Here is an 11,252-nt window from a genome sequence, read left to right on the forward strand (position 1 = left end):
CCACAAAGGCACTAAGGACACTAAGGATGAGTCGGGCAGAGGCAAATCGGTTATCGCATTTGATTATTGGTGCGGCGATCGCGGTGCATCGGGAGTTGGGGCCGGGGTTATTGGAGTCGGCTTATGAAACTTGTTTGCAGTACGAGCTATCCCGGCAGGGAATTCGGGTGGAGATACAAGTGCCACAGCCAGTAATTTAAGCTAATGCGCATTTAAATCGTATATTCTCGGGTGCAAGATAAAAATGCTCAAGTCTTCTCCGCGTCTCCGCGTCCGGTGCGTCCGGTGCGTCCCCGCGTCAGTCAAAACGAGTAAATTAGATGCGTAGCAGCTTATAAGGGCATTCACCTCGATTGCGGTTATCGTTTGGATTTACTGGTGGAAGATTTGGTTATTGTCGAACTTAAAGCCGTCGAAAGTTTGCAGCCCATTCATTCTGCGCAGTTACTCACCTATTTGAAACTGAAAAAACTTTGGTTAGGTCTACTCATCAACTTCAATGTCCCCGTCCTCAAACAGGGTATTAAGCGCCTCGTCAACAATTAACCTCAAGAATTAACCTCAAGAATTAACCTTTGTGGCCTTTGTGCCTTTGCGATCGACCCTCTCCTCAACTACAAATGAAAATAACTTGCAATTAGTCTGAGTAGATGCTTCAATGTCTCAGAGACTATTGACATTAAGAGGCAACAGTCTTAAATCGTTTCAACTCGAACTCATGAACCCAAAAGTTACAAGACGAACGTTTCTGGTGGGCGGTACGGCACTGACTGCCATTATGTTGGGGAAGTTTCCCCGTGCCAGCGCTCAGGGAACGACCGTTAATCTCTATTCATCTCGCCATTACAAGACCAACGAAGCTCTCTATACTTCCTTCCCTGGGGGGTCGGTTAATCTCGTCGAGGGTAAAGCGGGCGAACTCATCGAGCAGATCGAGACTGAAGGTCAAAACAGTCCTGCGGATGTCCTGCTAACTACCGATGTGGGCAACCTCTGGAAAGCCGATCGTGCCGGTATTTTCCAACCGGTCAATTCCCAAATTCTCAATCGCGAAATTCCCGCCAATTTACGTCATCCCAACGGTCACTGGTTCGGCTTTTCCAAGCGGGCGCGGGTGATTTTCTACAATAAAGACCGGGTCAACCCCTCGGAACTTTCTACCTACGAAGACTTAGCCGATCCCAAGTGGCGCGGCAGGATTCTGATTCGCCCATCGAGCAACATCTACAACCGCTCTCTAATTGCATCGCTGATTGCCGCCCACGGTGAAGCAGGGATTGAGGCGTGGCTAAACGGCTTTACAGCGAATTTCGCTCGCGAGCCGGAAAGCAACGATACGGGGCAAATCCGAGCCTGTGCTGAAGGGATTGGCGACATTGCGATCGCCAATAGTTATTACTACGTGCGCCTGCTCAAATCCGATGACCTGGCAGATCGCGAAGTGACGCGAAAAGTGGGCATGTTCTTCCCCAATCAAGGTGCGGGAGAACGAGGTACTCACGTTAATGTCAGCGGTGGCGGTTTGCTCAAACATTCGCCGAATAAAGAAGCGGCGATCGCGTTTCTCGAATATCTCACCAGTCCGCAAGCTCAGAGTTACTTTGCGATGGGCAATAACGAGTATCCCGCTGTGCCGGGAGTAAGCATCGACCCAGTCTTGGATGGTTTAGGCACTTTCTCTGGCGACCCGGTAAACGTATCTCAATACGGCGAGAACCTCGAAACCGCCATCAGTCTGATGGAAGAGGCCGGCTGGGTCTCGTAGGCGGCGATTTGAGGCGATCGCGAGTCGATCGTATCGCTATTGGCAGCATGCCATTATCTAAACTCCGTCTTTATTGAGTTGGCTTTTCATTAAGATTGGAGGCGTGGACTTGGCAGTAAGAGACGATCGCAACAGTCCGTAGCCTCATCAATGTTTCCGATCGAGCTAAACTCATTACACTCAATGCTTGGAGAAATTGGGTAAGCAGTCGATCGAGACCGAAATTGTATGGCAGATCCCTTGGGATCTGCAAAGAAATAAAGTACCCAGCAAACAACCCGTGTTCTAGAAGCCAAGTAACGTGATCGTTATTAACCCGCAAGTCCCCAATGACATTCATCAGACCGTACGATCGCTCTCCACAGAGCTAGAAATGTTTTCAAACCAAGCTCTCTTTAAAGTATTTTAAGTGAGTGCCGCTCGTCGAGACAAAAGACGAAGACGATCGATTGAGAGACTTGAAGCAAATGCTCAGAGCTTTGCAGAAATTTGCCTAAAATTTAAAAATAGACTTCGTACCACTCATCTCTTCAAGAGTTAGGTCGATCGGAGCGAAATTTGCTACACTTTAAGCGCTCCAGTTACTCCAACCGATCGCGCCCCAATGACTGCCGAACTACAAACCGAAGTCGATCGCCGTCGGAATTTTGCGATTATTTCGCACCCCGATGCCGGAAAAACAACCCTCACGGAAAAACTTCTCCTGTATGGAGGGGCAATTCACCAAGCCGGTTCGGTGAAAGCACGACGAGCGCAGCGCCACGCCACATCCGACTGGATGGAGATGGAGCAACAACGGGGAATTTCGATTACCTCGACGGTGTTGCAGTTCGAGTATCGCGATCGACAGTTGAACTTGCTCGATACCCCCGGACACCAAGATTTCGGCGAGGACACCTATCGCACTCTGACTGCGGCCGATAATGCCGTGATGCTCGAAGACGGGGCAAAAGGACTCGAACCCCAAACCCGCAAGCTATTTGAAGTCTGCCGGATGCGATCGGTCCCCATCTTCACCTTCATTAATAAGATGGATCGTCCCAGCCGCGACCCCCTCGAATTGTTAGATGAGATCGAGAAAGAGTTCGGACTGGCGACCTATGCGGTGACTTGGCCCATCGGTACGGGCGATCGGTTTAAAGGGGTGTTCGATCGACGGGGGCGCAAGATTCACCTTTTCGAACGTACGGCCCACGGTAGCAAGGCCGCGACCGATACAGTTCTCGAACTCGGCGATCCCCGCATTGAAGAATTGCTCGAAGAAGACTTATACCACCAATTCAAAGATGAGTTGGAAATCCTCGAAGAATTGGGCGGCGAGTTAGATTTAGAAGCCGTCCACGCCGGACAAATGACTCCCGTTTTCTTCGGCAGCGCCATGAGCAATTTCGGGGTGCAACTGTTTCTCGATGCGTTTATCGAGTATGCCCTGGAACCGGGTGCGCGTCCGAGTACATCTGGAGAGGTTTCCCCCACCTACGAGGAATTTACCGGGTTTGTTTTCAAGCGTTCATTCGGGTGTGCAGCGGTAAGTTTGAAAAAGATATGGTGGTGCAGCACGCGCGCACGGGCAAAACCGTCCGCCTCTCCCGACCGCAAAAGCTATTCGCCCAAGATCGAGCCTCGATCGAAACCGCCTATGCTGGAGATGCGATCGGTCTGAACAATCCCGGCGTATTTGCGATCGGCGATACGATCTATACAGGCAAAAAGCTCGAATACGAAGGGATTCCCTGTTTCTCACCCGAACTGTTTGCTTATCTACGCAACGTCAACCCCTCCAAATTCAAGCAGTTCCGCAAAGGAGTTGCCGAGTTGCGCGAAGAAGGGGCGGTGCAAATTATGTATTCGGTGGATGAATCCAAACGCGACCCGATTTTGGCCGCAGTGGGGCAGCTTCAGTTCGAGGTGGTGCAGTTCCGGATGCAGAACGAGTACGGCGTGGAAACGCGCTTGGAACCGTTACCTTTTTCTGTTGCCCGGTGGGTGACGGGGGGTTGGGAAGCCCTGGAAAAAGCCGGTCGCTTGTTCAATACCGTTGCCGTCAAAGATAGCTGGGACCGTCCGGTACTGCTGTTTCGGAACGAGTGGAACGTCGCTCAAACTGAGGGGGATTGTCCGGACTTGAAGTTAAGTGCGATCGCGCCGGTGGTGTCGGGCCAAGAACCCGCTTCGGTGTAGTTGGAAAGTGCGGGAAAATAATATACCAGTCGTAGGGGTCAACAGCCGTATAGCCTATCTCCTGCGGAGACGCTACGCGAACGGCATGGCTGCGCGCTTGACCCCTACCCACATATTTTGACCGAGGGAGGTATTTTATTGAATGGCAAAGCCCTTGGACAGCCTCAAAAAGATACGAGGACGCTCCGGACGCGGAGAGGATAAGTAGAAGTGTGTCTGTCAAGGTAGGAAGAAACACTACGAGAAAAAATGCCGTACACCCCCACAAAACTGCTTACCGTTGATGAATTCATCGATCGATACAGCGATAACCCCCGTTACGAACTCGCCGATGGAGAACTCATCGATATGGAACCGACAGGCCCCCACGAAGCCGTTGGCGGAAAACTCGCCGTTCGCATTGGCATGGCGATTCTCGATGCTCGGCTTCCCTGGTTTATTCCTCGCACTTGCCTGATTCAACCCTTTGCCGATGCAGCCACCGCGCGCCGTCCCGATGTCATCGTTCTCGATGAAACCGTTTTGGGGAGCGAACCCCTTTGGCAGCGAGAACCTGTTATTACCCTGGGACGTTCTATTAAGCTCGTTGTTGAAGTGGTCAGCACCAACTGGGAAACCGATTACGCTCGTAAGGTCGAAGAATACGCGCTGCTGGGGATACCGGAATACTGGATTGTCGATTTTCGCGGACTCGGTGGCATCGCCTTTATCGGCAAACCCAAACAGCCGACATTCACTGTCTGTCAATTGGATGGAGACGAGTATCGCCAGAAACAGTATCGATCGGGAGAGGCCGTTGCTTCGCCGCTCTTTCCTGCGTTACAGCTACAGTTAGATGACGTTCTTCCTCGTTAAGATATTTTAGGTTAGAGGAGACCCAAGAAGCACAGACGCAGACGATCGATTCTCAATCGTTTTTCCTCCCGATCGCCTCAAAGCTTCCCTTGCCCCGATCGATTCCGATCGGTTATCATGGAGTGTGTGCTGGTGTAGCTCAGTGGTAGAGCAGCTGATTTGTAATCAGCCGGTCGCAAGTTCAAATCTTGTCACCAGCTTTTAGGTAATAAATTAATATATTATTTGCGATCGTAGTTATATTAGTATCGCCTTTATACATCTAATAGAAGGCGATCGTTTTCTTTCATGAAACCCTAGGCGAGGAGATTATCAAATGTCATTAGCTGAACTCATATCACAAATTCAGGTGCTGCCAAAAATTGACAAACTTCGGTTAATGCAATTTCTGGCAACAGAACTGGTCAAAGAAGAAGATGCTAACTTCTTGGTTGAGAACCGAGAATATCCGGTCTGGTCGCCATACAATTGCTCTGAGGCTGCTAATGTTCTGATGAATCTCTTGGCTACAAAGCAACCTGAAGAGAATGGTTGACGCTAAAAGATTTCCCTACAAAATCATCGATCGTAGCCTTGGTATGGTAGATCGAATGCCATACTTACCTTTGACGCTTATTTCTAACGATCGATCCTCGAACGTCGAAGGTTTATTGGACACAGGTGCGAGCGTTAATGTTTTACCCTATGAGGTGGGACAGCAACTGGGTTTAATCTGGGAGAAGGAAACGATCTCGGTTGTATTGGCGGGGAACTTGGCTCAGTTTGAAGCTCGCGCAGTTGTTGTTAACGCTCAAGTCAGTTCGTTCCCAAGGGTTAACCTGGCATTTGCTTGGACACAAGCAACCAGTGTACCTTTAATCTTGGGGCAAGCGAATTTCTTTATCGAGTTTGATGTCTGCTTCTTCCGTACACGTTCTGAATTTGAAGTCCGTCCCAAACAGCAATGAAGAAAAGAGCGTTTGTCGATCGTGAAGTGATGTGCAGTCGAATAATCAGCGATCTCGTAATGGTTTGATGCCAGCTTTCGGACGGATTCCAGACTTTGATTGGCTTGCGAAGACGCACGATGCAGATGATTCGTGGCTTGGTCCTAGGCCTATGCTTGTAAACTTGCAGCAGTGGATGAACCAACTTGCGACGAGTAGTCATCGTCATCTTGTTGTGGCAACCTTTGCTGCGGCTCAAACGTCAAAATTATACTGGGACAAATGGTTGGCTGAATCACCCAACATTGCTTGTGAATCAATACTCGATTCTCAGCCGCCAAACAAGCAGCTTGCTGCCGTCGCAACTTGGTTGGATAATCCCATACAAGAACATAAATCGAACGCACAACAGACGGTCGATCTAACGAAACAACTACATTGGTATCACGACGACTACGAGAATTTTTGGTTCAACGAACCTGGCATGTGGGCCATCGAATCTGCGGAGCACTGTGTGCTTTCGCTCACAGGCGATTCATATTCACCATTGTCTCTGGCCGATCTCGCTACGATTTCCATCTCCTGTGCGGTCAACTCATTTCGTTCATCTTTGACCGATTGCATCCGCGAACCGCTACAACTAGTCGTGGATGCAATTGCCAACCAATTCGCTGAAGTCAGATAAGAGCGTCAAACCATGCACTGGAACGACGGATTTCGGGTCTAATTGAAAATCCACATCACCTCTAACCGTTACCAAAACCGAAACGCCAGCATCTCCTCCCGAATCCCTGAGCTATCTTAGTCGAAAGTCGGCAAGGTATTTGGAGGTATGGGATGAAACCCTTTCGAGTAAAAGAGATCGCATTTTTGGGACTAGCTGCCCTTCTCGCAGGTTGCGGCGCGCAACACAGCGGCGCGGATCGTGCAGAAACCGCTAGCGCACCCCCACCGCAACAACAATTCTCCAAAAGCGCTGAAAGTCCCGTCGAACCCGAAGCCGCCCCAGAACCCGCAGAACCCACCAGCGGGGAAACCTACGATGCGATCGAAGATAACCCCTTCGAGTTGGTTGGCAGCAATCCCCTATCTACCTTCTCGATCGATGTCGATACCGCCTCCTACAGCAACCTTCGCCGCTTCATCAATAACGGCCAGCGTCCCCCCAAAGATGCCGTTCGCATTGAAGAACTGATTAACTACTTCACCTACGAATATCCCCAACCCACGGACGATCGCCCCTTCTCTATCGATACAGAAACCGCCGCCACCCCCTGGAACTCCAAACATCAACTGGTTCGCATCGCCTTGCAAGGGAAAAAAATCGCTTCGGAAAATCTGCCCCCCAGCAACCTCGTCTTTTTGTTTGATGTTTCCGGTTCGATGAACGATCCGAATAAATTGCCCCTGCTCAAATCGGGATTTCGGATGCTCGTCAACGAGTTAAATGCCGAAGATCGCGTCAGTATTGTCGTCTATGCCGGGGCGGCTGGCGTGGTGTTGCCTCCGACTCCCGGTAGCGAGAAAGAAACGATTTTAGAGGCGATCGATAACCTGAATGCGGGCGGTTCGACGGCAGGCGGCGAAGGCATCCAACTCGCCTACAAACTCGCCCAGGAAAACTTCCTCGAAGCGGGCAACAATCGCGTCATTCTCGCCAGCGATGGGGATTTCAACGTCGGCATTTCCAGCGATACGGAATTGGTGAAGCTGATTGAAGGGGAACGGGACAAAGGCGTGTTTCTCACCACTCTCGGATTTGGCAGTGGCAACTTGCAAGACGCGAAAATGGAAAAACTCGCGAATAAAGGGAATGGCAACTACGCCTATATCGATAACGAGTTGGAAGCGAGAAAAGTCTTGGTGACGGAAATGGGTGGAACGCTACTTACCATTGCCAAAGATGTGAAAATTCAAGTGGCGTTCAACCCAGAAAAAGTTCAAGCCTATCGCCTCATCGGTTACGAAAATCGGCGGTTGCAAACTCAGGATTTTGAAGACGATACCAAAGATGCCGGGGAACTGGGGGCGGGACATACCGTTACGGCACTCTACGAGGTAATTCCCGTGGGCGCCCCCTTGGATGTGGAAGTTGCCGAGAATCCAGCCCCGGAACCGAACCCCGATATCTCTTTTGAAGATAACGCTTTGATGCAGGTGAATTTACGCTATAAAGAACCCCAAGGCAGCGAATCTCAACTACTCTCTTCTACGGTTGCCGATGAGGGCGGAAGTTTCGAGACGGCTTCGGAGAACCTCAAGTTTGCCGCCGCTGTTGCCAGCTACGGCATGATTTTGCGGGATTCGCCTTATAAAGGAGATGCGAGTTTGGAACAGGCGTTAAACTTGGCGCAAGAGTCTCAAGGAGTCGATCTTGATGGCTACCGGGCGGAGTTTATCCGGTTGATTCAAAGTAGCGAAAAATTGGTGAAGTAGGCGTTGTTTTGGGGTGGGTAATGGCAGAATTAGCAACAGATTGTGTAGATTGTGTAGGGTATGTTGAGGAACGAAGTGCACCACAGCGACTCAATCGGTGCGCGTACGTACAAGTCCGAATAAAGATGGAATCTCCTCGAGATTGGTGGGCAGTTTGATGTTGTTAAAAACGTTGAATTTCGGTTATGAAAACTGCCCACCCTACAATTGACTCACGTGGGAAAATGCCAGAAATCTAAAATCTAAAATCTAAAATCTAATATCTAATATTTTTCCAATGGATAGCTTAGAAACCCAAAAATTTTCCGATCGCGGTTACGAAATCGATCGCCCTCTCGGTACTAACCGCATGGGGGGACGAGTCACTTACCTGGCAACGGAATGCGATCGCCAACAACCGGTAGTTATCAAACAATTCCAGTTTGCCCGCGAGGGGGCGAATTGGTCGGAATATCAAGCCCACGATCGAGAAATCGCCCTCCTCCAACAACTCAACCATCCCCAAATTCCCCAGTATCTCGACTCTTTTGAAACCCCCGACGGCTTCTGTTTGGTACAGGAATATAAAGACGCACCCCACCTAAAAACAGATCGCCCCTTTCCCCCCGAACGAGTTAAACAAATTGCCGTTGCAGTTCTCGAAATCCTTGTTTATTTACAACAGCAAGAACCCCCGATTATTCCCCGCGATATCAAGCCGGAAAATCTCCTCATCGAGTCGGGAAACCCCCTCCGAGTATACTTAATCGACTTCGGATTTGCTCGTCCCGACAGCGGTGAAATGGCTGCCAGCAGCGTGATTAAGGGGACGCTGGGATTTATGCCCCCCGAACAACTCTTTAACCGCAAACTTACCCCGGCTTCCGATCTCTACAGCCTGGGAATGACGCTGATTTGCTGCCTGACAGGAACACCATCCATGGAAGCGGGACAGTTAATCGATAATAGCAACCGGGTCAAATTTCGTCATTTAGTTCCTCACCTCGATTCCCGGTTTGCTGCTTGGTTGGAGAAGATGGTTACCCCCAATCTCAAGCATCGCTACCCGAACGCTGCGGTTGCCCTCAAAGCATTACACGCCATCGAACGCCGAAACCTCAAACCTGCTGCCATTGCAAGCCTTGCTGCCCTGAGTATGGCAATAATTACTGGAATAGGTTGGGTATTTTTGAGTTCTGATTCTCCAACAACCCGCTATATTTCTAATTGTCCGGGATGCGATTTAAGCGGGCAAGATTTGCGCAGTCTCGATTTGAGTAATGCCAATTTGAGAGGGGCGGATTTAACCAATGCCGATTTGCGGGGAACTTTTTTAAAAAACGCAGATCTGACGAATGCCAATTTACGAGGGGCTAATTTGGAGAGTGTGGATTTAACCGGGGCAAAGTTGGAGGGAGCAAAACTTCCCGATCGCTTTTCTCGCTTCTCCGATTAGTTTCGGATGCTAGTCTTAATCATAGTTACCAGAGTTCATATAGTGCTCCATTTTAACTTCCCAATTCAGTTCGCTGTAATTAGTCTTCTGAGCATCTAAAATTACTTCCCCTGCTGCATGAATAGACTCTTAAAAATCTATGAGATACTCTTTTGCTCCCTGGTGGTTTTGTTCGATGCAGTTTTCAAAAATTCGCCAAAGCCGATGCCAGTGTTTGGTTTCGAGTGATTCTGTACTCAGCCACAAATCGAGATTGATATACTGCCCTTTCAAATAATCCAAAGCAGACTCGAACCAATTATCAAATTCTTCCTTGCGTCCAGTTTTCATATCAATCTGTAAGCATTTAGGGGGGAGCTAAATCTGCGATCTAGCGATCTATCTCACATCCTATACTCTCGATGCGTTACGAGGGATTGTTTACATCTAATTTTCAAGCCGATGTTATCGCCGTCTAACACATCCTACGCTTAACCATTGAGTTATCTAATAGAAGATGACGTAAGCGTCCAGTTATTCTTAGATGAAGGTGTACCCGCAATTACTGGAGCTTCAAAGAATATCTTTTTCTTTAGTCCATCTGAGGAGGCGATACCCCAAATCGAGCAACAGCAAGAGACTCAAACCCAGCTAATCTTGAGAGATACCTATTAGGGATTATGGCAGCCTGTCAAGAATTCGGAATAAAAGTTAACTAAAACAATTCAAGAACTTTTTCAAGTATCTCTCATTAAAATTTAACTTCCCGATCGCATATTGCCCTTTATACTAACCATGAATACAAATAAACGTTAAGACATATCCCAAAATGAAAATTTCTCCCTTAGCAAGATTCAGCCTCATCTCAACAATTATCCTTGGCATTGCGGGGACTGCATTCCTTCATCAGCCGACGGTTCGAGCCGAGACTATTTCTCTGATGAAAGAGCAACCTTTGCTTGAAGGAGATTTCATTGAAGCCGCTCACAAAACAACCGGAATGGCACATCTTATTGTGGAGAATGGTATTTCTTATATCGAATTAGATGAAGAATTCAAGACAGATGATGGCCCCGATCTTTTCGTGCTGCTGCACGACGATGCTGTCCCCGAAAGTTACGAACGAGATAACTATATCAGCCTCGGCGAACTGCAAGCCAAAAGTGGCACTCAGCGTTACGAAATTCCAGAAGGTACGGATGTGAGCGAGTATGGTTCGGTGGCAATTTGGTGTCGGGAGTTCGATGTGACTTTCGGTTACGCGACTTTGGGCGCTCGAGAAGCGATGGATGATTCCGCACCATCGGATTTTATGCCTCTCGATATTAAAATTTTAGAGAATGGAATGTAGATAGAACCACAGAAAAATATTTAGAGTAGAGTCTTTTAAATTAATTTAACTCGAACTGTTACTATCAAAAGACAACATGGATACAAAAGATCTTCTCCGCCTCGTACATCCCGCGATCGCTGTTGCCATTGTGTATCCGATCGTTGGCATGGTGGTCAATATGGCATGGCAAACCCGCCAGAGACGCTTACAAGTCACCTCGGGAGAAAAAAGTACAATTCCCCCCGTCGTCGGTCGAGAACATGTCAAAATCGGTCGCTGGCTGACAGGTTCTGTCGTTGGTATCTCTCTTTTAGCACTGGCATACGTTCTGATTATTAAAGC

The 11,252-nt window shown here is 48.8% G+C and carries 14 protein-coding genes, 1 tRNA gene and 1 pseudogene; 14 read left to right on the forward strand and 2 right to left on the reverse strand.

Annotated features, from left to right (window positions below):
• The first annotated feature begins 26 nt into the window (after nucleotides 1-26).
• From IQ235_RS08110 to IQ235_RS08120, 3 genes are all read left to right on the forward strand, one after another.
• Nucleotides 27-200: a GxxExxY protein gene (locus IQ235_RS08110; protein ID WP_264320978.1), complete on the forward strand. Its 174-nt coding sequence runs from the start codon at nucleotides 27-29 to the stop codon at nucleotides 198-200.
• Between the two features lie 142 nt (nucleotides 201-342).
• Nucleotides 343-546 (forward strand): GxxExxY protein, encoded by a 204-nt coding sequence (locus tag IQ235_RS08115; protein WP_264320991.1) that lies wholly within the window; start codon nucleotides 343-345, stop codon nucleotides 544-546.
• 172 nt (nucleotides 547-718) lie between these two features.
• On the forward strand, nucleotides 719-1,765 hold the full coding sequence (locus IQ235_RS08120; RefSeq protein WP_264320979.1) for a Fe(3+) ABC transporter substrate-binding protein: 1,047 nt from the start codon (nucleotides 719-721) through the stop codon (nucleotides 1,763-1,765).
• Nucleotides 1,766-1,835: 70 nt separating this feature from the next.
• On the opposite strand, the gene IQ235_RS08125 is transcribed toward IQ235_RS08120, so the two are convergent.
• Nucleotides 1,836-2,105 carry a hypothetical protein gene (locus IQ235_RS08125; protein WP_264320980.1) on the reverse strand — a complete coding sequence of 90 codons (270 nt, stop codon included), beginning with the start codon at nucleotides 2,103-2,105 and terminating at the stop codon, nucleotides 1,836-1,838.
• A 264-nt stretch (nucleotides 2,106-2,369) separates the two neighbouring features.
• Here IQ235_RS08125 and prfC point away from each other — a divergent pair.
• The 8 genes and pseudogenes from prfC (at nucleotide 2,370) to IQ235_RS08165 (ending at nucleotide 9,598) form a co-directional block, all read left to right on the forward strand.
• Nucleotides 2,370-3,946 (forward strand): annotated as a pseudogene (prfC, locus tag IQ235_RS08130) (peptide chain release factor 3).
• A gap of 249 nt (nucleotides 3,947-4,195) precedes the next feature.
• Entirely contained in the window at nucleotides 4,196-4,801 is a 606-nt protein-coding gene (locus IQ235_RS08135; RefSeq protein WP_264320981.1) for a Uma2 family endonuclease, read from the forward strand.
• Between the two features lie 128 nt (nucleotides 4,802-4,929).
• Nucleotides 4,930-5,001, forward strand: a tRNA-Thr gene (locus IQ235_RS08140).
• A gap of 116 nt (nucleotides 5,002-5,117) precedes the next feature.
• On the forward strand, nucleotides 5,118-5,336 hold the full coding sequence (locus IQ235_RS08145) for a hypothetical protein (RefSeq protein WP_264320982.1): 219 nt from the start codon (nucleotides 5,118-5,120) through the stop codon (nucleotides 5,334-5,336).
• 55 nt (nucleotides 5,337-5,391) lie between these two features.
• Nucleotides 5,392-5,748 (forward strand): aspartyl protease family protein, encoded by a 357-nt coding sequence (locus IQ235_RS08150; RefSeq protein WP_319592559.1) that lies wholly within the window; start codon nucleotides 5,392-5,394, stop codon nucleotides 5,746-5,748.
• 31 nt (nucleotides 5,749-5,779) lie between these two features.
• On the forward strand, nucleotides 5,780-6,412 hold the full coding sequence (locus tag IQ235_RS08155; RefSeq protein WP_264320984.1) for a hypothetical protein: 633 nt from the start codon (nucleotides 5,780-5,782) through the stop codon (nucleotides 6,410-6,412).
• A gap of 152 nt (nucleotides 6,413-6,564) precedes the next feature.
• Nucleotides 6,565-8,163: a vWA domain-containing protein gene (locus IQ235_RS08160; RefSeq protein ID WP_264320985.1), complete on the forward strand. Its 1,599-nt coding sequence runs from the start codon at nucleotides 6,565-6,567 to the stop codon at nucleotides 8,161-8,163.
• A 277-nt stretch (nucleotides 8,164-8,440) separates the two neighbouring features.
• On the forward strand, nucleotides 8,441-9,598 hold the full coding sequence (locus IQ235_RS08165; protein WP_264320986.1) for a serine/threonine-protein kinase: 1,158 nt from the start codon (nucleotides 8,441-8,443) through the stop codon (nucleotides 9,596-9,598).
• Between the two features lie 129 nt (nucleotides 9,599-9,727).
• Here the strand turns inward: IQ235_RS08165 and IQ235_RS08170 are convergent, their stop codons facing one another.
• The gene (locus IQ235_RS08170) at nucleotides 9,728-9,928 is read right to left on the reverse strand and encodes a hypothetical protein (protein WP_264320987.1); all 201 of its coding nucleotides are present in this window, start codon (nucleotides 9,926-9,928) and stop codon (nucleotides 9,728-9,730) included.
• A 147-nt stretch (nucleotides 9,929-10,075) separates the two neighbouring features.
• Between IQ235_RS08170 and IQ235_RS08175 the strand changes: the two genes are divergently transcribed.
• The 3 genes from IQ235_RS08175 to IQ235_RS08185 form a co-directional block, all read left to right on the forward strand.
• Nucleotides 10,076-10,252, forward strand: a complete 177-nt coding sequence (locus IQ235_RS08175; RefSeq protein ID WP_264320988.1) for a hypothetical protein — start codon at nucleotides 10,076-10,078, stop codon at nucleotides 10,250-10,252.
• A 154-nt stretch (nucleotides 10,253-10,406) separates the two neighbouring features.
• Nucleotides 10,407-10,928: a DM13 domain-containing protein gene (locus tag IQ235_RS08180; protein ID WP_264320989.1), complete on the forward strand. Its 522-nt coding sequence runs from the start codon at nucleotides 10,407-10,409 to the stop codon at nucleotides 10,926-10,928.
• 76 nt (nucleotides 10,929-11,004) lie between these two features.
• The coding region (locus IQ235_RS08185) for a DUF4079 domain-containing protein (RefSeq protein ID WP_264320990.1) at nucleotides 11,005-11,252 on the forward strand (248 nt) is incomplete at its 3' end.

It is taken from the genome of Zarconia navalis LEGE 11467 (genome assembly GCF_015207075.1).
GTDB classification, from domain to species: domain Bacteria; phylum Cyanobacteriota; class Cyanobacteriia; order Cyanobacteriales; family Geitlerinemataceae; genus Zarconia; species Zarconia navalis.

What these genes read in the sequence shown, in the direction of transcription:
- IQ235_RS08110 (WP_264320978.1), top strand. Translation starts at nt 27, where the DNA reads ATGAGTCGGGCAGAGGCAAATCGGTTATCGCATTTGATTATTGGTGCG.
- IQ235_RS08120 (WP_264320979.1), top strand. Translation starts at nt 719, where the DNA reads ATGAACCCAAAAGTTACAAGACGAACGTTTCTGGTGGGCGGTACGGCA.
- IQ235_RS08125 (WP_264320980.1), bottom strand. Translation starts at nt 2,105, where the DNA reads ATGAATGTCATTGGGGACTTGCGGGTTAATAACGATCACGTTACTTGG.
- IQ235_RS08135 (WP_264320981.1), top strand. Translation starts at nt 4,196, where the DNA reads ATGCCGTACACCCCCACAAAACTGCTTACCGTTGATGAATTCATCGAT.
- IQ235_RS08145 (WP_264320982.1), top strand. Translation starts at nt 5,118, where the DNA reads ATGTCATTAGCTGAACTCATATCACAAATTCAGGTGCTGCCAAAAATT.
- IQ235_RS08150 (WP_319592559.1), top strand. Translation starts at nt 5,392, where the DNA reads ATGCCATACTTACCTTTGACGCTTATTTCTAACGATCGATCCTCGAAC.
- IQ235_RS08160 (WP_264320985.1), top strand. Translation starts at nt 6,565, where the DNA reads ATGAAACCCTTTCGAGTAAAAGAGATCGCATTTTTGGGACTAGCTGCC.
- IQ235_RS08165 (WP_264320986.1), top strand. Translation starts at nt 8,441, where the DNA reads ATGGATAGCTTAGAAACCCAAAAATTTTCCGATCGCGGTTACGAAATC.
- IQ235_RS08170 (WP_264320987.1), bottom strand. Translation starts at nt 9,928, where the DNA reads ATGAAAACTGGACGCAAGGAAGAATTTGATAATTGGTTCGAGTCTGCT.
- IQ235_RS08180 (WP_264320989.1), top strand. Translation starts at nt 10,407, where the DNA reads ATGAAAATTTCTCCCTTAGCAAGATTCAGCCTCATCTCAACAATTATC.